The sequence below is a fragment of the Mycobacterium sp. NGS61 genome (assembly GCF_059812325.1).
On the sequence record NZ_JCALCL010000008.1, the window covers coordinates 218385 to 236763 of the forward strand.

16 protein-coding genes are annotated in these 18379 nt (G+C 62.2%); 6 read left to right on the forward strand and 10 right to left on the reverse strand.

Features of this window, described 5'->3' with window-relative positions; translation table 11 throughout:
* Positions 1 to 599: 599 nt before the first annotated feature.
* The 3 genes from AC5Y3Z_RS18020 to AC5Y3Z_RS18030 all read right to left on the reverse strand — a co-directional run bounded on the left by AC5Y3Z_RS18020 (position 600) and on the right by AC5Y3Z_RS18030 (position 3321).
* Complete coding sequence (locus tag AC5Y3Z_RS18020; RefSeq protein ID WP_463828093.1) at positions 600 to 1565, reverse strand: PPE family protein; 966 nt, start codon at positions 1563 to 1565, stop codon at positions 600 to 602.
* Positions 1566 to 2068: 503 nt separating this feature from the next.
* On the reverse strand, positions 2069 to 2476 hold the full coding sequence (gene lpqS / locus AC5Y3Z_RS18025) for a putative copper homeostasis (lipo)protein LpqS (RefSeq protein WP_463828094.1): 408 nt from the start codon (positions 2474 to 2476) through the stop codon (positions 2069 to 2071).
* A gap of 182 nt (positions 2477 to 2658) precedes the next feature.
* Positions 2659 to 3321, reverse strand: coding sequence for a hypothetical protein (locus AC5Y3Z_RS18030; RefSeq protein ID WP_463828095.1), 663 nt, complete (start codon positions 3319 to 3321; stop codon positions 2659 to 2661).
* Positions 3322 to 4134: 813 nt separating this feature from the next.
* Here AC5Y3Z_RS18030 and AC5Y3Z_RS18035 point away from each other — a divergent pair.
* The 4 genes from AC5Y3Z_RS18035 to AC5Y3Z_RS18050 all read left to right on the forward strand — a co-directional run bounded on the left by AC5Y3Z_RS18035 (position 4135) and on the right by AC5Y3Z_RS18050 (position 6614).
* Complete coding sequence (locus AC5Y3Z_RS18035) at positions 4135 to 4818, forward strand: hypothetical protein (protein WP_463828096.1); 684 nt, start codon at positions 4135 to 4137, stop codon at positions 4816 to 4818.
* A 235-nt stretch (positions 4819 to 5053) separates the two neighbouring features.
* Entirely contained in the window at positions 5054 to 5263 is a 210-nt protein-coding gene (locus AC5Y3Z_RS18040; protein ID WP_463828097.1) for a CbtB domain-containing protein, read from the forward strand.
* Between the two features lie 8 nt (positions 5264 to 5271).
* Positions 5272 to 6060: a CbtA family protein gene (locus AC5Y3Z_RS18045; RefSeq protein ID WP_463828098.1), complete on the forward strand. Its 789-nt coding sequence runs from the start codon at positions 5272 to 5274 to the stop codon at positions 6058 to 6060.
* Positions 6057 to 6614, forward strand: coding sequence for a histidine phosphatase family protein (locus AC5Y3Z_RS18050; RefSeq protein ID WP_463828099.1), 558 nt, complete (start codon positions 6057 to 6059; stop codon positions 6612 to 6614). Before AC5Y3Z_RS18045 ends, AC5Y3Z_RS18050 begins: the two co-directional genes overlap by 4 nt.
* A 101-nt stretch (positions 6615 to 6715) precedes the next feature.
* On the opposite strand, the gene AC5Y3Z_RS18055 is transcribed toward AC5Y3Z_RS18050, so the two are convergent.
* Positions 6716 to 7975, reverse strand: a complete 1260-nt coding sequence (locus AC5Y3Z_RS18055) for a L,D-transpeptidase (RefSeq protein ID WP_463828100.1) — start codon at positions 7973 to 7975, stop codon at positions 6716 to 6718.
* 729 nt (positions 7976 to 8704) lie between these two features.
* Positions 8705 to 9445 carry an FHA domain-containing protein gene (locus AC5Y3Z_RS18060; protein ID WP_463828101.1) on the reverse strand — a complete coding sequence of 247 codons (741 nt, stop codon included), beginning with the start codon at positions 9443 to 9445 and terminating at the stop codon, positions 8705 to 8707.
* A gap of 1441 nt (positions 9446 to 10886) precedes the next feature.
* Between AC5Y3Z_RS18060 and AC5Y3Z_RS18065 the strand changes: the two genes are divergently transcribed.
* On the forward strand, positions 10887 to 11507 hold the full coding sequence (locus AC5Y3Z_RS18065) for a methyltransferase family protein (protein ID WP_463828102.1): 621 nt from the start codon (positions 10887 to 10889) through the stop codon (positions 11505 to 11507).
* 344 nt (positions 11508 to 11851) lie between these two features.
* Positions 11852 to 12481, forward strand: coding sequence for a sensor domain-containing protein (locus AC5Y3Z_RS18070; RefSeq protein WP_463828103.1), 630 nt, complete (start codon positions 11852 to 11854; stop codon positions 12479 to 12481).
* A gap of 113 nt (positions 12482 to 12594) precedes the next feature.
* Here AC5Y3Z_RS18070 and AC5Y3Z_RS18075 read toward each other — a convergent pair whose 3' ends face one another.
* From AC5Y3Z_RS18075 to AC5Y3Z_RS18095, 5 genes are all read right to left on the reverse strand, one after another.
* Positions 12595 to 13410 (reverse strand): YoaK family protein, encoded by an 816-nt coding sequence (locus AC5Y3Z_RS18075; RefSeq protein ID WP_463828201.1) that lies wholly within the window; start codon positions 13408 to 13410, stop codon positions 12595 to 12597.
* 588 nt (positions 13411 to 13998) lie between these two features.
* Complete coding sequence (locus AC5Y3Z_RS18080) at positions 13999 to 14700, reverse strand: cation efflux transmembrane domain-containing protein (protein ID WP_463828104.1); 702 nt, start codon at positions 14698 to 14700, stop codon at positions 13999 to 14001.
* A 973-nt stretch (positions 14701 to 15673) separates the two neighbouring features.
* The gene (lpqS, locus tag AC5Y3Z_RS18085) at positions 15674 to 16072 is read right to left on the reverse strand and encodes a putative copper homeostasis (lipo)protein LpqS (RefSeq protein WP_463828105.1); all 399 of its coding nucleotides are present in this window, start codon (positions 16070 to 16072) and stop codon (positions 15674 to 15676) included.
* 173 nt (positions 16073 to 16245) lie between these two features.
* Positions 16246 to 17613 carry a PPE domain-containing protein gene (locus AC5Y3Z_RS18090; protein WP_463828106.1) on the reverse strand — a complete coding sequence of 456 codons (1368 nt, stop codon included), beginning with the start codon at positions 17611 to 17613 and terminating at the stop codon, positions 16246 to 16248.
* Positions 17614 to 17666: 53 nt separating this feature from the next.
* The coding region (locus tag AC5Y3Z_RS18095) for a PPE family protein, SVP subgroup (RefSeq protein WP_500001841.1) at positions 17667 to 18379 on the reverse strand (713 nt) is incomplete at its 5' end.

Sequence of the window (18379 nt, forward strand, 5' to 3'; positions counted from 1 at the left end):
TCGCGGCGTTGCGGTCACAGGCTTCACTTACCGACGGTGATCAGCACCATCAAGGGCGAACGCTATCGTCGATACAGCATTTCGGTCAATTATCCCTCTTAGTCATAGCGGCCGGATAACCGGTAATCGCGGTCGACTACCAATAAGTGATCGCCACAGGCACCGAATTTTCTGTTTGGCCGCTGCAAAAGGGCTATTTATCAGCCGAGATTGCTTGAATTGGGCAAATTACGGCATCGCAGCGGAAGGCGGACGCTAACCTCATAGCAGTAACCACAACGCCAGGACAACGTGAGGCAGCGCCTGACTGCTGAGCGCGAGGGGCAGTCACACCAGAACTGTTTGGAACAGCCCGCACTCTCGCGGCGGGAGCGACACCTACCCAGCCATCACATTCTCGGCCCGCTGCGCTGCGGTGAGCCGCTACAGTCCAAACCGTGAGCTTGCCTGCGCGGTTCGGTGGTGATGACGACGGTCGAAATCTGGGTACTGTTCCGCTGCGGCGAAGACATTGACTACAGCCCTTCCGCGAATGGGTCGACTGTGTACTCCCCGTTCCCCTACTACGTATCTTACCGCGAGGCAAACATTTTCACTGACTAGCCTCGTCTCAGGTATTCGATCCAAGCTCGCGGCACCGAGAGTTCGCCGACTGCGGCCGCGGGCCCGACACCGCCGCGCGTTGCTGGTAATTGGCTGCCAGAAGTCGTTCCCAGACGGCACTTCCTGGGCACGCAGCGACCGCTGTACCAAGCCTGTACCGACATCGGCGATGGCCAACCGGAGGTGTCCCCGCGATCGTTGTCAGGGTTTGTTAGCGTGGAAACCAAATCCAGCACTGCCGACATGGGCGAGGGTGTTCCACAGCCACCGGGATTCGTGGGATTCTGGACGGGAGTTGGCAGTTTTTGTGGCGTGCGAGGTGAGCTTGCTGGTTTTGCCAGCGTTGTTAACGCTTCTGAGACCACGCAATACGTTTGTCCATCTGGCGTGAGCTGGGTTTGCGTTGTCGCGGTAGGTGCGTCCGCGGATCCTGCAGCGATCGGTTCGATACCTGGCATTGGGAAGGGATTCAGCCGCGTCGCCTTTGCCGCATCGCGCGCGTAAGCGTACATCGCACCGGCGTTGCGCGCCCACATTTCGTTGTAGTTTGCCTCGAGAGCGGCGATGACATGCGCGGACTGAGCGAGTTGGTTCGCGGCGGCAAGCCAACGCAACTGGCTGCGGTTTGCGCTGATCTGCGGCGGCAGCACCGTCTTCATCAAGGCGGTTTCGTAAGACTTGGCGGCAGACCTTGCTTGTGCTGCAGTGTGGTGGGCGCCCAAGGCTGCTAGGCCGATCCATTCCAGGTAGGACTTGACCGCCTTGATCGTCGATGTGGTTGAGGGTCCCTGCCAGGCCTCGCTGCCCATACATGAGATGGCTGAGATGATAGAAATCTCTGCGGCATACAGTGCATTTCCGAGCTCGTCCCATGCCGCGGCGGCCGCACGCAAAGGCTCCGAACCCGGACCACGAAACATTTTGTTTGAAATGATCTCCGGCGGTAGCAGTCCGAAATCCATCGTGTCGACTCGATCACACAGGCGCTGATTCGAACGGAAGCAACCGTCGGAGTGCGTTGCTTCGCGTGCCGTCAGGCACGGGAATCCTGGACCTGATCGCGGCGGGCGGCTCCGTGGTGATGCGAGCCGACAAGAATGTAGAGATCAGGACGCGCCCAACAACGGCAGTGCGGTTGCCGGCAGCGCCTAGCGCCTGCTTGCGGCTCGGCTGCTCGTGCTGACAGTCATATTCCAAGAAGAGTGTGGTGCGGACGTGAGTGTCCTTTCGCAGCGGCGTCGGGTAAGCCCCCAAACGAACATGTCTGCGCGGCCAGGCCCCGGGCGCCGTATCGACAGCAAATATGCCCCGTTCGGGAATGGCGTCAGATCAGTTGGGCGCAAGCCGTATACAGAGGCCGAAAGAGAAGTAGGCCGGCACCGCCACGCAACAATGGGGTCAGCCCGGTCGCCGATTCAGTCAGCGATGCCATAGCTGCGCAGCGCCTGATGATGACGCCGACCGGTCAGCGACGTGCGATGCACAACCTGCTCAACAGATCTCGACCCGTGATGGCGATGCCGCACATTGATGGCGGGCTGCGTCCGGACTGCGGCATGCCCCCGACATCCCATCGCGCGATGACGGCTGTGAGGGCAACCGTCCACAGCGCGATCAGGCCCGGCACCAGGCGAGGCAAGATTGTTGTGTCGAACGCCTTCGGACATTTCGGCGATGGGAACTGGTTCAGATGCGTGGGATCACCGTTGACGGCGACCGCACCGGTGAAGGAGGTCAGCGTGGAATGGGCGGTGTCGCGTCTCGGCGGTGCGGTGTGCTCAAACTCCGCCGCGGGCCCCGCCAGTAACCACAGTATTGCTGCAATAACGACTGCGGATCGCGACGACGACTGCTTCAGTCCGCCGGTGAACATGATGCGTCGAATCTAACCGGTTTTCGGCACAGCCGTCCATATTGTGTGAACTAGTTTCGTCATTTAGGTCAGCCGAAGTATCGGGCGAGCAGACCCGGCAGGCGCGACGTGTGCGCGGCTCAATGGGTTAGGTCTATGGGGCATTGCCTGCCTCGGCGGGGGCGTTGATGCTCCTATAGTCGTCAAGCGGCCAGTTGGTGGGCTTCGGGAACGGTGCGCAGTGGGCGCGTGAGTGCCCAGATTTCTCGGGTGAGGAAGCGTTTTAGGCAGCGGATGATCTCGGCTTGGGTCTTGCCTTCGGCAGTGCGGCGGGCCACGTAGGCTTTGGTCGGTTCATGGTGTTGCATGCGGACAACGACAGCGCGGTAGAGGGCGGCGTTGGCTTGGCGGTGACCACCCAATTGAGCCGATAGCGGACGGTTTTGCCGGTCGATGCCGGGGCACCCCAACTCATCGCTGTAATGGGGATCGGCGACGACACCGCTGCCCAGATGCTCGTTGTCGCCGGCGACAACTCTCACCGATTCAGCACCGAGGCCGCCTGGGCCAACTGTGCGGTGTCTGCCCTCAGCAGTCGTTCGTGTTCGCCGATTTCGTCGTTGAGTAGCAGCCAGCGGCGGGCGATCGAACGCAAGGTGTGTTTGGTAGCGATCGACGGTGGTGATTTGGCCGGGCCGCAACCCGCCGCAGCGGCGTATCAGCACCATTTTCGTCAGGGGCTGTAGTTGTTCGCGTAGCTGGGCCAGGGCGCATTGACGATGATTGTCTTCAGCGGCACCTTTGCTGCCGTACGGGCTTTGACGGCAACGTCTTTGGCGATTTTGATTTTGGCGGATCATCTTCACCGTGCCGTCGTTGGGTTTCGGGGTGGCGGTAGCGTGTTCGCCCAAAACGGTGCGTGCGGCGTTCTCAGCGTCTAGGAAATCAGTGTCAATGTGTGTGATTACCCGCGAAGCGGCCTACGCGACGGCGTCATCGACGCCCGATGGGGCACTGGACCAGAACGCTCCCGACTAAGTGAGTCGCCGTCATCGGCGCTTGCCAGGAAGCGCTGATTAAGCGCGGTGCTACGTGGTGTTGCGCGCGCAGTCACCCGCTGTTGCTTCGATGCGAAGAACTGGCGGAAGGCGACGTATCTGCAACGGTGTCTGGTGACGGGCCCCGTGTTCAACCGAGTACGAGGACGTCCTCACCGGCACCTGACACCCCGCGAGCCAGCCCACCCCGGTTTTCGCGACCGACTAGGAACAACACGGGTAGTTCATCATCAGTCTCGATGAGAGGACAGTTGGGCAATAGGTGTTCGTGTTGTATGGAACACCGCAATTGTTGGGGCGGCATCTGCGTAGACGCGGGTCACCGCGTTTGCCCCGGGCAGCGCACCTGTGCTGCGTTGGCATTGAACCTCGGCACTGATGACTAAACTGAATCCAGCCTGTCGAATGGCGGCGGCTTGGCATACGAGAAACCTGTGGTGTGAGGCAACGGTGAGGGATTGCGCTACTGCAATTCGGCGGGGCGAAAGGTCCAGCTGTTCGCGAAGGCTACGATCCCGGCACACGACTGGCAAGGTTTCCGCGCGGCATGTGGGGCCGCGGCGGCGGGAACACCGTGTGCGCAACAGTTCTTCGGTGCGCAACAGCTAGGGGCGAAGGACGATGACGGAGTTCGAGTATCGGCCATCCCCCGGTAACCGGGTGGTGTGGTTAATCAACAGCGGTGGCGGCCTCGTGAACACCGTTGACAGCCTGGCGGAGGTCGAGAGGGCTATCGAGGACACCATCGCTGCCTACTGCCGCAAGCAGACGTTGACCGTGGTCGCTATTCGCGGCGGCCACGGATGGCGTGACTTCATCACCTCGAGAGGTGAGACGGTCTCCCTTGAGTGGTCGATGGAACTGCGGAAAATCTGTTGTGCCGATTGCGGGCTTGACGGGGATGAAGCGCGCCGGGTAGAAGACGAAGTGCGGACCGCCGCAGGCGATAACGACGGCCGGCTCTGCACCGGCTGTCTTGAACAGCGACTGCACCGTCGGATGACAACCGGGGATCCTGCCGGAAATCTCGCACGGAACCCCCAACCGAGCTCGCAGAGGTTGAGCGACCGCCAACAATCCGCTCGGCCGCCACGGCCTGATGTCAGTTTTAGCGCGCCGATCGGAAGCGTTGATCTACGGGCTTTCAACGACGATGGTGATGCATGCGAAGTGGTGGCTTGCCCGGATTGCCTACCTTGGCGAGCAGAAGTGGCTCGCGACCCCGTAAACAATGAAATTGTCGTCCGCGAGTGGCATGCAGTCGAATGTCCGCTGTTTCAGGAATTAATTCAAGACACCGACTGATTTTGAAGGGTGGCCTATCTCGGTCTGTGGCACAAACAGAAGCATCTGAGTTGGCTCGCCCTGGGGTGGTGGGCTAGAAGGATTGCTGTTGAGCCGTCTAGACTGCCAAGTCGACGAGCTTTCGAAAGCTAGCGAAACTCCGGAACGGTCGCGTCACCGTCTACGGTCAGACTTGGCGCCCGTGAGCTACCTCGGCAACACCAAAGGGGACGCGTAATCCCAGCAGGAGGCAATTGTGGCGAACTCTTCATCGATCCCAGCCGAACCTATTGATCTGACGGCGGCAAAGGCGCCGCTGTGGATGGCGGCGACGGCGGCGCTGGCGATGGTGGCGATCTACTTCATCGGCATCGACCAAGGCGCAGTATCATTGTTTGGCAGCGACACTCACCTGCACGAATTCTTCCATGACGCTCGGCATTTGCTCGGGTTTCCCTGCCACTAAGCCGAGTCATGGAGAAGCGTTTGATTGCGCGTGGCGTCCTTGCGGGGGTGGTGGGTGCCGCTATCGCGTATGTCTTCGCCCGTCTGTTCGCCGAACCCGCCATCGGCCGCGCGATTGAATTTGAAGATGGCCGCACTGAGGCTGCGCATGCTTATGGCGTCCATCAGCACGGGGGGGAGTTGTTTTCCCGCGGCGTACAGGGCAACGCGGGATTAGGATTCGGGCTCCTGATTTTCGGCACCGCGATTGGCGCGTTGTTGGCCGTGCTGTTCTGCGTTACCTACGGTCGCTGGAAAAGCGCTGCGCCGCGGCCTCTTTCGATTCGCCTGACTGCCGCAGGTTTCGTCGCGGTGTACTTGGTGCCGTTTGTGAAGTATCCGCCGAATCCCCCCGCCGTGGGTCAGGCTGACACCATCGCAACGCGGACCCTGTGCTACTTGGGGATGCTTTTATCTTCGGTGCTTTTTGCCGGCCTGGCGGTGTGGCTTGGCCGGCGTCTGTGCAGACGGCAAGGCGCGTCCAACGCCACTCTGCTCGCGGCCAGTGCTTACACGGCGGCAATCGTAGCCACGATGCTGATCCTGCCGGACGAGACCGAGACGCCCGGGCCGATGCGTGATGCTGCCGGTACGATCATCTTTCCCGGGTTTCCCGCCGATGTCCTTTATCAGTTCAGGCTGGCCTCGTTGGGTACCCAACTAGTGATGTGGGTGACAATTGGCCTGGTCTTCTCGATGCTCGCAGGGCGGGTACTGGCCCCGCGAACGCAGCGCGAACGGGTCTCTACCGCGAAGTGACCGGTGTCTTGCGACTGGTGCTGGTGTCGCACGGAATGACCGACGCGATGGCAGCGCGCCGCTTTCCCGATGACGAACCGCTCAACGACATCGGCCGGGCGCAGGTCGACGCAGCTTGCACGACCTTCGATGTCAGCGGCCAAAATCGCCAATTCACCGCACCTGAGCAACGCACTCGCCAGACTGCGACGTTGTCCGGCCTGACGGCGGCAACCATAGAACCTTGCTTAAGCGACTTGAATTGCCCAGCCTGGCGTGGCAAGTCCTTACGCGGCCTCAACGATAACGATTTGCAATCCTGGCTCACTGACCCGGCAGTGACTTCACACGGCGGCGAATCGATCTATGAGCTGATCGAGCGGGTCTCGGGCTGGTTAACATCTTTGACCGACGCCACCCAATCGACGGTGGCCGTGACCCATCCCGCAGTGATCCGAGCGGCGATTCTTGCAGCACTCGGTCTTCCGCCAGAATCATTCTGGCGCATTGACATCCACCCCGCTAGCCGCACTGTCCTGCACTTCCGCGGTCGACGCTGGGCTCTGCGTCTGTGATGATCGACGCGGCCGGTTACTCGTTGAGCTCTGGCCAGCCCGCACATGCTCTATGCGTCTAGTAAGGTTGATGCCCGATAGGATCGGCCGCTTGATTCAAGTTACCTCTGCGCGCTGCCGGCCAGCCACAGGTCCCAGGGCACACTCCAGTCGCCGTTTTGGTCGATGGTTAAGGGCGCGCCTCCGGTGTTGCGGACTTCGACGATGTCGCCGGGCTGGGAGAATTGGTAGAACCAGCGGGCGTTGGCGGCGTTGAGGTTCAGACAGCCGTGGGAGACGTTGGTGTTGCCCTGCGCCCAGACCGTTGCATCGAGCTGGTGTAGGTAGATGCCGTCGGGACTGATGCGCGTGGCATAAGAAATGGTCTCGCGGTAGCCGAGCCTGGAGTTGATCGGCAACCCGTAGGTGGATGAGTCCATGATGACGGGGTTGGCTTTGTCCATGACGGTGTAGACACCGGGCTGGGTCCAGAAGCTGAAGGTGCGACCGCCGATGGTTTGGCTGCCACCCATGCCCATGGAGGTCGGCATGGTGCGTACGAGTTCCCCGTTGTTATAGACGGTCACCTGTTTGGTGGCGTCATCGGCGATGGCGATGTGGGCGTCGCCGATGCGAAAGCTGACCTGGGCGTCTTCTTGGCCATAGAGTCCCTCGCCGAGCGCTGTGCCGTACAGACTGGTGGTCACGGTGATATTGGTCCCTGGGGGGTAGTAGTGCTGCGGGCGCCAGTGCGCGGTCTGATCGTCCACCCAGTTCCATGCCCCCTCGAGGGGCGGGTTTGTGCTGATTCGCAGGGACCTTTGGGCGGCGGCGCGATCGGGAATGGCTTGATCGAAGCGGGCCACCACCACCGTGCCCACACCGTAGATGCCGCCGTCACGAAGAGAGGTGTCTGCGGTGGTGGTGAGCCGCACCGCGGTCTGTCTAGCGGGCATCACGGTCGAAAAGGTTGTAGTCCAAGTCGTTGTAGTCGTATCGGTGCCGCGACCGGTGGTTGTCAGCGTGTAGGTGCGGCCGTACCCCAGAGGCACGGCGGGCTTCCACACCTTTTGATCCGGTGTCAGGACACCATCGATGACCTTGCCGGTCTCGTTGACCATCTGCACCGCGACCAGCACGCCTGTGCTGGCCGTGACCACAATCGGAGTCGAAGGATCGACATTGCGGCTGCCGGGTGCAGGATTGACGGTCAATGTAGCCGGCCCTCGCGGCGCGCTCGCGGCCGGTGCAACTCCAGGCGCTGGCGTGACCGGTCGTTGCTGCGCAGGGCAGATGGCCGGTGACACGGTGACGTCGATCAACACCGCCACGGCGATCACCTGCACAGCGATGCGCCACCTACCTCGCTTAGGTTGGGTCACCGCGGCCCACCTCCCAAACCGTTCAGCGGTTACCCTGAGTGATCTCACTACACGTCACCAACTGCACGACAACGGGGCGTTCGGGTGGCCGATCTTTAGGGCCCTGGCCAGGTCGACAGAGACGAGCGCGGGCCTCATCGGCCAACCTGCCGTGTGCCAGGTGTTGCGCTGGGGACAACGCTGGTCACAGAACCGCGTCCACGGCAGCTCACGCACGATCTAACCGAGCGTTTCGGAGCGGCTGCTTTGACGCACCGCCAACGCGAGCATGACGAGGTGATTGCGATGTGCTGCCCCGGGTATCGCTGGGCGAGCATGCGCGCGTTGGAGGTGGCGCCAGCGGGTATCGCCGAGTGTTGAGGCTATGACGGTCGCCCTCCCGCGTCGATATAGGTAGGGTGCTGTGCCCGCTGCGGTTGCCATCACGGACTTCTTTCTTGCTGATCGTTGTTCGCGCACGCCTGCCTCGACGCTGTTGCCTTCTAGCAGCCGGTGGCGGCGTGCAATTGAGATTTCCCACCCAGCCACCAATGCTTCCTTTTCCGCGAGGACGGCGATAGAGAGGGCTATGTTCGACGACCGCCTGAACAGGTCGTTGAGCACCGCCCTAACCAGCACAACCGCACTCATCAGCGCAAAGCGGGGTTTGTTCACATCAGCGACCCGCCGGTTCAAGGAGCTGTGTCCGCGCCCAACGCCGCGTTGCGCGCTCAACCGGTGTCAGCACGATCATCGGATCGGGCGCCGCCACGGTACCAGGTGGTTTCCTGACACCACTAAGTGGGTGTTGCCGATCGTGACGTTGTCACCTTCGCGCAACCGGGCCCGGGTGATCGACACACCATTGACACAAGTCCCGTTGGCGCTGTTCAGGTCGCGGATTTCAAGACCCGTGCCTGTCCGAATTAACATGGCGTGTGCGCGTGATACGTAGGCATCGTCGATGACGAGCTCATTGGTCACAGCCCGACCAACAGTCCCCCGCACCACCGGGGCAATTGACGTCGGCATGCCTACCGTGTCACCGACCCCGCCGACCTCTGCAAGCCGCGGATGATGTTGCGGCCGGGTTAGTGGCGTCGTGCTGGCGGCGTCAGCCGAGGTGTGAATGGAAAGTGAGGCAGGTATCCGTTTGAGCGTTGGCAAACTACAGGGTATCGAAGCAGCGCCGTCGGTACCGATACCGAAGGTCAATTGGGGTCCATATGGACCACCAAGCGTGATGGTCTGGCGATCGCGAATGACGAATAGGCTGACGCGAACGCCGTCGACAAATATGCCGTACCGGCTGAGGTCTACGACTTTCCACTGCGGGCCATCGAGTTGCAAAAGCGCATGTCGGCGCGAGACCCATTGGCGGACTACTGGGTCAGCGTCGCGCAGCCAGATGTCGCAGTCGTGGTGGCGGCCCACACTGACTTCCCCGCAGTTGAAGGTGTACCGCGCCGAGCCGAGCCAAACCGTCAGCACACGCGACCGGCCCTCCCAGGGTTGCTGGTCCCGCCTCGGCAGATGATCCGGTCCGATCGGTGTCACTGGAGACCTTTTGACCCGATGCGGATGGTCCTTTCCGCACTCGCACCCCTGCCGATACGGTCCCAACGCTGAGACCAGCACAGATTTTCGATGCGGTCTCTGCAGCCCAACACTTTTCGTGACCTGGTGACCGGCGGCCAGCCGGATGCGACGCTGGGTGAGCAACATCGAGTTCGGAACGGGGACTTGTGCACACCCTTTTTCGCTTTGCGTTTCCGAGTCGTTTCGCAAAAGCGTCTGCTGCAGTTGTGAGGCACGGAACTTTCCATTTCCGCCGGGTCTGGATAGCTTGGTGCGGGCCAATCCGAGGTGCTCACTGGGAGTGTAGATGTCGGCCCGAAGGCCTGGCTGGTGCGAACGCAAGACCGTCCAGGAGTCCGAGTTCCACCTCGCTGCCGTGCACGGGCGCTACGCGCATGTCGGCTCGGATTGCACATTGACAGCTGAGAACCCCAAACGATGGTGGCTCGTCGCCGGTCGTCGGTGCACACCCGAAAATGGCGGCGAATACCGCTACAAAACCGACAATGATTTTCGTAACCATTTATGCATCCCTCGGCTTTGTCATTGCCCTCATACTACAGACGCTGTCCCTGGGTGCCAGGCATATTTGATTGCTGGTTGATCTATCGGCTACCGCACGGCACGGGTTTCCAGAATCTGCAACTTGGCCGCACTTCGGGATCTGTTGACTCTCGGACGACGACGAATCATCAGTTAGGCGCCTTGGTGGCGCGGGTAGTTAGATCAAGGCCTTCGCGATGGCGCGTTTCTAAGCCGTATGCGTCCGCCGGTGTGCGGGAATGAGTGAGCGTGAATGATTTTGCGTAAGCAGAATTGTCGCGTGTCGTCCGAATAAAACGATTTAGCGATCCCAAAACGGGATTGAAGTCACTATGGCTGGGTACAGGGCGGCGCTCCACTACCGGAACAATCTGGTGGGCGCCGGACAAAATTTGCTGGGCGCTCAGTCGCCGAGTCGCGTTGCTTCGTCCCGTCACATCGAATCCCGGCAGGAAGCGGCAGGACCGGTTCGATTGGCCGACGCGACGATGTCTGATCCAGCACAACACATACACTCGCACTCCCCTGCGGCGCGCGGCGCGTAGCGATTGCCCATCACAGCGCCGACGTCGTGAGTAGGTAATGAGCAAGCTGATTCGCCGGGAGGGGGCACACACGTCCTTTTCGACGCTGAACCTACAAACCAACGACCTGTGAGGCAAGCGGGCAGACAGTACCGGAGCGAGGCGCGCTTATCCCCCATTGGCGGCGGTTGATCGCCCATCGTGCCTGCGCGACGGGTGTTCAGCGGGCCGATGGTCACGACCCAGCCACACATGCTTAAATAAGCATATACTGATAGAATGAGATGATGGCGAGTCAATCGTGGACGGCCCTGCTGGCGGTGCTGCTTTATGCCGTGTTCGGAGTAGTGGGGTTCGGGTGGCGCAGTTGGCGGCAGCGGCAGAGGACAGGCTCGACCGGCTTTCGCGGTGTCCAAGGGCGGTTCGGCTCGTTGGCGTGGATCGCCGGCGCCGGGTTCGTTGCGGCGATCATCATCGGTGTCGCAGCCCCGCTACTGCAATTGGCTGGCATACTATGCCCGCTCGCAGCGTTGCAGGCGAGTTGGATCCAGGTAGTTGGCATTGTGCTTGCTGGCGGCGGCATCGGTGCGACCGTCTATGCCCAGAACGATATGGGTGAGTCGTGGAGGATCGGGGTGGATCCGGAGGAGACAACGAGCTTAGTGCACGACGGTGCGTTCGCCGCAGTGCGCAATCCCATCTTTTCCGCGATGCTTGCCTTTGCTGCAGGAATAGTGCTTTTGGCCCCGAATCCGTTGGCGTTTGCCGGTCTCGTACTCCTGTTTGTGGCGATTGAATTGCAGGTCCGCGGTGTCGAAGAGCCTTATCTGCGAACGGTGCATGGTCAGCAGTACCGCGACTACACGGCTGCAGTGGGGCGCTTTGTCCCTGGAATTGGGTTGTCCTAATGTCGGGCACGGACGCGATCACTTGTCGACATCTAGCAGCGGGTCGAGAAAGAACCAGCAGAGTTTTGTTGACAATAGTTAAATACTAGGTTGTCGGGATACCCAAGTCGGCAACCCGGACGCGGGATGTAGATATACCTATTTCTGAAGTCAACACAGAAATTGATGCTTGCAGGGTAGGATAGTCAATGTGCCGTCGGCAAGAGCTTCGCTCCCGTATATATTTCGAGCCTTTTTGCGTGACCGGCCGGGGCCGCGCTGTTGCAGCAGAAGATTTAGTGATGACGAGGTTTGACATTCCACACTTGCCTCTGTGTTCGCAGCCCAGTCGGTGGAAGCATCGAATGGCAGTGCGGGGTGCCGGTCTCCTGTTGTGCTGCGTGCTCGTTTCCGTTGCCGTGTGCTTGGTCACCAATAAAGCAGCTAGCCCGGCCAACACCGCATCTGTCGTCGATGCGTTACTGGTCGGCGTCGAAGAAGTGCGTCACATCGCCAACTACGAGGAGCTCACTGTCCGTTCCTACGCCGACGCGCATAATCCGCCGGCGGGAAATCAGAACGCCCCGGGTACCTGCCGGGCCGCAGGTATTAGCGATCTTACCTTTGCCGCTGGTTGGTCAGAGTTTCGTAGCGTGGGATATAGCGGCGTTACCGACGACATAGATCCCGGCGGTATGGCGCTGGTTTCTTCGGTGAGCCAAGCTGTTGCTATCTATCCAGACTGGCACGCGGCGCACCAAGCTCTCGATCAGCTAGAGTCCTTGCTGACATCCTGCGTCGCCCTGCAAGATCCCCAGTATCAATTCACCATTGACCACCCAGATTCTTCGACGTTAAGGATCACCGCCCCGCGTTGGAGCCATTATTACCGTGTCAAGAAATCGGCACTGGTATCGGTGGGCGTGGTGGGCATTGAGCCAGTAGAGCGGATCGCCACTGACGTTCTGCAGATCATCACCGATCGCATCAATTAGCGCGCCAACGTCTTTCGCCTCAAAAGAGCAGCCGACGATCGCCGTTGGACGGCGTGTGCTGTCAGAACGGTCGTGGGACGCAAAAATGCGGAAGTGAGACACCGTGCGCCCAGCTAGGTTCGCCGGACCCGGCGGTCGGCATGAAAATGTGTGTACCCACTGGTTACTGCGCTCGCGAATGCCGCAACAGCTAACATCTGGGATCCGCTAACGACCAGACTGATGCACCCGCCCGCGGTCGCCCCACTGACGAAGCTAAACCACAACCAGAAATATCCGAGCCACTCACCGGCCCGGCCGCCGCTGATGTGGCGCTCGATGCCTTGACCGAGTTTGACCAGTGTCCCTGTCACATAGCTCAACGGGATGGATACTTCACCGTTCTTAACGAACGAGGTGTTTAGTGCGCCGATACCAAAGGCCGCAAACAGCACCGGCACAAACGAAACCTGATTGGTCGACCACCCATCCACGCCGACGTCGACGATGGCCGCCACCAGAACCGACAGGGCGGTCAGCACCGTCGGGCCATGAGGGTGACCACCTTGCCACAGGTGGCGTCGACACAACGATGCGGTGACTACGCCTGCGACAAAGGACAACAACAGCAGGCCTGCAGCGATCGACAGCCACGCTTCGTGGCGAAAAAATCCCAGGATGGCGCGTTCGCTGTTTCCGGTCATGAAGGTGACGAAGTAGCCGGCGGAATGAGTGAATGCGGCCGCTCCGATCAGCCCCGCTAACGCGGCAAGAAGCCAGGACAGCCGCGCTTCTCGTGTGCAGATGCGGCCCTTCGCGCACTGTGGGCTCGGACTCTGCTGTCGCGCCACGGTGCCCGATGTGTCGCTGACGGGAACCAGGGCAGCTCTTTGGCTGCCCGCGCCAACCGGCGTTCCGCAGTGGGTGCACTGGGCAGCTTTTTGTCCGATGCGCCTACGTGGCCGAATATCCGGAGCGCACCGTGCGCAAATCATCACATCCCCGTGTTGACTCGACCCCTCATCGTTCATTCGAAAGCGCCCCTCTCCGCGCAATTAATGACTTGATCCGGCACGTGGAAGCCACTGATGCGCCGCTGGGACGGGTTACGGGTATCTTTCGCGGCGAACAGCGCGCTGACGGTGCCGAATGGCTACCGATAGGGCTTCGCGAGCCTTCCCGGCAAGGGCTTAAATCGGTCAACGGTGGCACACGGGCGCCGCGACGCGCCGTGTCGGGGACCATGATTTGTGGCGGCCGGGCGATCCGAGTGGATCTATTTGTGGCGACCAACTTGGGCTGATCGGCAGCTCGACGCGGGCACCGCGTCCACCTGGTCGGGACAAAGCTGGGCTCGCCGACCCGTCGGTTGCCGGCTTTGTCCATGCCTGGCCGGCCTGGCCGCGGCGATGCCGCGATTAGGCGCCGCCTAGCGATGTGTGCCGGTGACGACTTCGAAGGGCTCGACGTTCGTTGTCGACGCAATACTGTCCACGTCACAGCGCGGCCCATCCGGTCGATGATCTGCTTTTGGGGCGCTAGCACCCGCAGTCCTGACCGCGCCAGGACCGGATGCCTTGCCAGGTGGCCGCCGCGGCGATGCCCAGCCCGATCGCGGGGTCAAGCCACCATCCGGGGGGCCATGTGGCGGTGACGGCCAGTCCGATGAGGACCGCGGCCGCCTCGGCAGCGCACAAGTAATTCTGCGTCCCTTTGCCAACGGTGGCAGCCGAGCCTAATCGCTTACCGAGTGCGTGTTGTGCGCGGCCCAGAATCGGCATCTGCACTAGTGCCACCGCGGTCAGGATGATGCCGATCACCTCGGGGCGGGCTTCATGCCCGTCGATGAAGTGGTGTATCGATTCGGTCGCAATATAGGGGGCCGTGAGCCAGAAGGACACCGCCACACCGCGTTGGGCGCGCCGTTCGGCGATCTCAGATAATGTGCGCCAGCCGCTGAATCGCCAAATCACGATGATGCTGCCAAGGGCCTCCGGGGCGCTTCCCAAGGCCCACCCGGTCAGTGCAATCGAATCGGCCGACAACCCTTGCCACACGCCGATGCCGCCTTGCACAAGCACGAAAGTCAGGCTCACCACTGCCAGCCCGCGCGCCCACCGCGCCGCTCGATGCCATCCGACGTCTCGCGTCGTAGTCGTCGGCTTTCCGGAACACTCGGTGGCACAACCGGAGTCATCAACCACCGGCGTGGGATCGCCGGATGAGTTGCGGGTAGTCATGACGCGCACTCCGGCCTGACGCGATATCCGACCCAAGCGCGACATAACGGCCCGCCGTCGCGACGTATTTTTCTGAACGTGTGCCGGTCATTAATCATTCTCAACGTCACCTCCTTCGGCGCGGTGCGACGCGCCAGCTGTTGCTGATACCAATCATCGGGGTGTTGACCGGGCGTTGCGTGGGGCCAGTGCGCCGCGGGTAGTCCAGGCACTGCATATCGTGGGGGTGAGATCCTCAGCATGGTCGACCGTCCGGTCGTGCGTGTCTGCTTGGTGGTGTGGCGCCGCGGGGAGCCGGTCTTGGCCACGCCGCGATCACCGTGAGGGGTATCGGAGCCGTCCTGCACCAGATTGGGGGCACCGACCGCTCACCAATCCGGGCGGCCGGACCGATGGCGCGCTGGCCTAGCACGCCTGCGGCGCGTGCGGATATTCCCGGTCGGACTTCACAGGCAGCATGGTCGCTTCCAAACCCGCCCCGCATCACCCCGAAATCAATGCGCATTCCCCGGCCTCCGAGCGCCTTGCACGCGGTAACTACCTGCGCTGCAATGAGCCGCGCACGGCAACCGCCGGCGCCCAGGCGCGACCGCACGAGGGTGGTTGTCGCTCACCACGTCATGGCGATGGTCGGCCCCTGACTGTGCGGCAATCGGCGCCGCGAACATCCGCGTACCGCGAGGGACAGTCTCGAACGTGACCGCAACAGTCACGGAAGCGGACCAGTACGGTCCTGGTGTCGTCAGTGACATGATGTCGCTTTCTGGCGTATGCGCCCCGCGACTGGGACGAGCCCTTCATCGGGCTGCAGGGCGCTGAGGCATTGACGGCCGTGGGAGTGTGCCGGTGGGCGCCAACTCGCATGTTCGTCATACGGGTGAGGCGCTAGGTGCTGAAAGAGGCCACCGCGGCAGTCAACTGGGCCAGCGATCGCCGGTCGCGCGGTAAACCGCCACGACCTGACGCTTTCCGATCAGCGACGCGAGAGACAAAGTCGGGTCAGGAGGTCCTGACCAGAGCAAGCAGTGCTGAAGCCATCAGGGGGTCCGCGCCCCGCAAGAAGGGGACGGTCAACGAACAACGTCGCAACCGCACCCACGACGGCAATGATCTCCATAGCGACTAATGTGGTCGCCCATTGTGGGGCGATCGCCGTCGCCAGCGGTTGCGGACCGTCCCACAACGAGTGCACGTCGACTCGTGTGTGATCGGCGTTAAGGACTGCGGCTTTGCCGAACGAGGCAGCCGCGGTGTGCAGCGCAGCGTCGGAGCTGCCGGTCACCGACCGCTCTAGCTCACCGGCACCGCCACAGATCAGCCACAATATGGCGGCGAGGGCGACAGCCGATCGCGCGAAAGGGCGTCTACTCATCTTGCTAACCACAGTGCTTCAAATGTAGCAGCCGGTGCCGCGCCCACAGATAATGTCATGGCTCTGGCGTCGTGTGTGTCCCAAGATGATGGACTGAGTCTTGTGCCGCCTACCATACGGCCTCAGCAAGCAGGACAACCTGGAGGGCATCGCGCTGTCGATCGCCGAGTGACCTACTGCCCGAACGAGATCTCGAGCAGCCTCTTTTTCTGCTCGGTATATTCCTGTTCGCTCAGCCGTCCAGAGGCGCGCTGTGCGGCGATCTCGCGGATCGCGGCTGCAACGCCGGTCATGACGGTCCGCGGCGCGGGATAGGCCGCGGCGTCGAAGTCGACCGGTGCCGCTATGGCGCGGCCGGTGAGCGGCGCCGGTCTTGCGTTGTGCTGCTCGTTGGCGGTGGCTGGCGGTCCAGCCATAGCCTGTCCGGCCATTGCCCCAATTCCCAACTGATTGAACGTGTTTGCCGCGCCGAATTCTGCTGCCGGGCCCGCCGCCGCGTTCGCGCTCGACAGCGGCGTGGTGAACGCGGCAGCGCGCACCCCGGGTACGGCGACGGTCCAAGTTGGCGGCACCGCCAATCCCCCGATGATGTTCGCCGTCCCGAACGTTGCTGACATCGTCGGCGCAGGAATCCCGCCACGGGGCAGGTTCGGAAGCGGCGCCCGAAACGGCTGCACCGGTGCCGGTCCGGTACCCGGCCAGGCTTCTTCACCGTTCCAGCCGCTGACGGTGTCATCGTCAATAAGACCCGAAGCAGTGTTGAATGCGGAGGCAGGAAAATCTCCGAATGCAGTCAGCAGATCTGTCGGTAGGAGCACGAAAAGGTCAGCCAAGTCGGCTGGTGCGAGGAGAAAGACCGAGCTTAGAAGCGCCAGCGTGCCAAGCGTGTCGGCCTGGGCCGGTGCTGCCGCTGCGGACAACGCCTGCGGTACCACCCACATGGCACCAAGTTCATTGTCGGCGACGGTGCCGCCGAGTTGGCTAACCGCGGCGGCTTGGCTAGCCGTGGCACCCGGGTCGGTGTTGGGGTGCGGGGAGGTAAAGGGAGTCAGCACGACCGCGGCTGCCGACGAACTCGCGTAGGTGTACATGGCCAGGGCGTCTTGCGCCCACATCTGGGCGTAAATCGCCTCGGTGGCCGCGATCGCCGGTGTGTTCTGTCCCAAGAAATTTGTCGCCACCAGCACCGCCAGCAAGCTGCGGTTGGCGGCGATCTCTGGTGGGGGCACCGTCGAGGCGAACGCCGCCTCGTAGGCCGCGGTTGCCGTTCGTGCTTGGACGGCCGACTGCTCCGCCCGCGCAGCGGTGGCGCTCAGCCATTCCACATAAGACCCGGCCGCTGTTTGCATCGCCGCGGACGACGGACCCGACCAAGTCCCCTCGGCAAGTTCGGACACCACCGACTGATATCCGCTGGCCGCCGTATACAGCTCGTCGGCCAAGATGCCCCAGGCCTGCGCGGCGGCCAGCATCGGCCCCGGTCCCGGACCGGTATACATCCGACCGGAGTTGATCTCCGGCGGATAGATCCCGAAATCCATGACTAAGCAACCTCTTTCAGAAGACAACGTGTCCGACAAACGGCGTGGGCGTTTCACCGACCAAGCAGACGGTTCTTCTGCTCGGTGTATTCCTCGTCGGTCAAAATCCCGTCGTCGCGGAGCTTGGTGAATTCGCGGAGTTCCGCGGCCACGCCGGTCACCACCGCGCGTGAATTCTCCTGCGGCGCCTTATCTTTGTCGCCGGTGGCCGCGCTGTCGGCGCTGACCGCCCCGGCACCGGCCCGCGCCGCCGCACGTGCACCCCGCACCGCCTTTTTGGCGCCGGTGCCCACCACTCCGGCCATGGCCCGCCCGGCCATCCCCGCCAGCGCCATGTTACTGAGCGTGCTGCCGAGGCCGGCTTCTGCGGCTGGGACCGCAGTGGCGCTGACCGCGGCCCCCGGCAGCGCCGGCAGCGTGTAGGCGATGGGGCGCACCGCGGGGGTGGCAACGGTCCAGCTCGGTGGCACGGATAAGGCGCCGACGGAGCTGGCCTCGCCCAGACCAGCCTCGATGCTCGGCGCCGGCACCGTGCCCTCCGGCAAGTTGAGTAGCGGCGCCGGGAACGGCTTCACCGGGGCCGGTTCAGTGCCCGGAAACGGCTCCTCGCCCGCCCATCCGCTAATGATCTCGTCGGTGTGAATACCAGTCTCGGCGCCGATGATGGACACCGGCAGGCCAATCACTCCGATCACACCGGACGGTACGCCGATAAGAAAGGTCGCCAAAGCCGCTGCGATACCAAACGATATGGTGAACAGGTCGG

Bases quoted from the DNA above. Each gene is read 5' to 3' on its own strand.
- AC5Y3Z_RS18020 (WP_463828093.1), bottom strand. From the start codon at position 1,565: ATGGATTTCGGACTGCTACCGCCGGAGATCATTTCAAACAAAATGTTT.
- lpqS (WP_463828094.1), bottom strand. From the start codon at position 2,476: ATGTTCACCGGCGGACTGAAGCAGTCGTCGTCGCGATCCGCAGTCGTT.
- AC5Y3Z_RS18035 (WP_463828096.1), top strand. From the start codon at position 4,135: ATGACGGAGTTCGAGTATCGGCCATCCCCCGGTAACCGGGTGGTGTGG.
- AC5Y3Z_RS18045 (WP_463828098.1), top strand. From the start codon at position 5,272: ATGGAGAAGCGTTTGATTGCGCGTGGCGTCCTTGCGGGGGTGGTGGGT.
- AC5Y3Z_RS18065 (WP_463828102.1), top strand. From the start codon at position 10,887: ATGGCGAGTCAATCGTGGACGGCCCTGCTGGCGGTGCTGCTTTATGCC.
- AC5Y3Z_RS18070 (WP_463828103.1), top strand. From the start codon at position 11,852: ATGGCAGTGCGGGGTGCCGGTCTCCTGTTGTGCTGCGTGCTCGTTTCC.
- AC5Y3Z_RS18080 (WP_463828104.1), bottom strand. From the start codon at position 14,700: ATGACTACCCGCAACTCATCCGGCGATCCCACGCCGGTGGTTGATGAC.
- lpqS (WP_463828105.1), bottom strand. From the start codon at position 16,072: ATGAGTAGACGCCCTTTCGCGCGATCGGCTGTCGCCCTCGCCGCCATA.
- AC5Y3Z_RS18090 (WP_463828106.1), bottom strand. From the start codon at position 17,613: ATGGATTTCGGGATCTATCCGCCGGAGATCAACTCCGGTCGGATGTAT.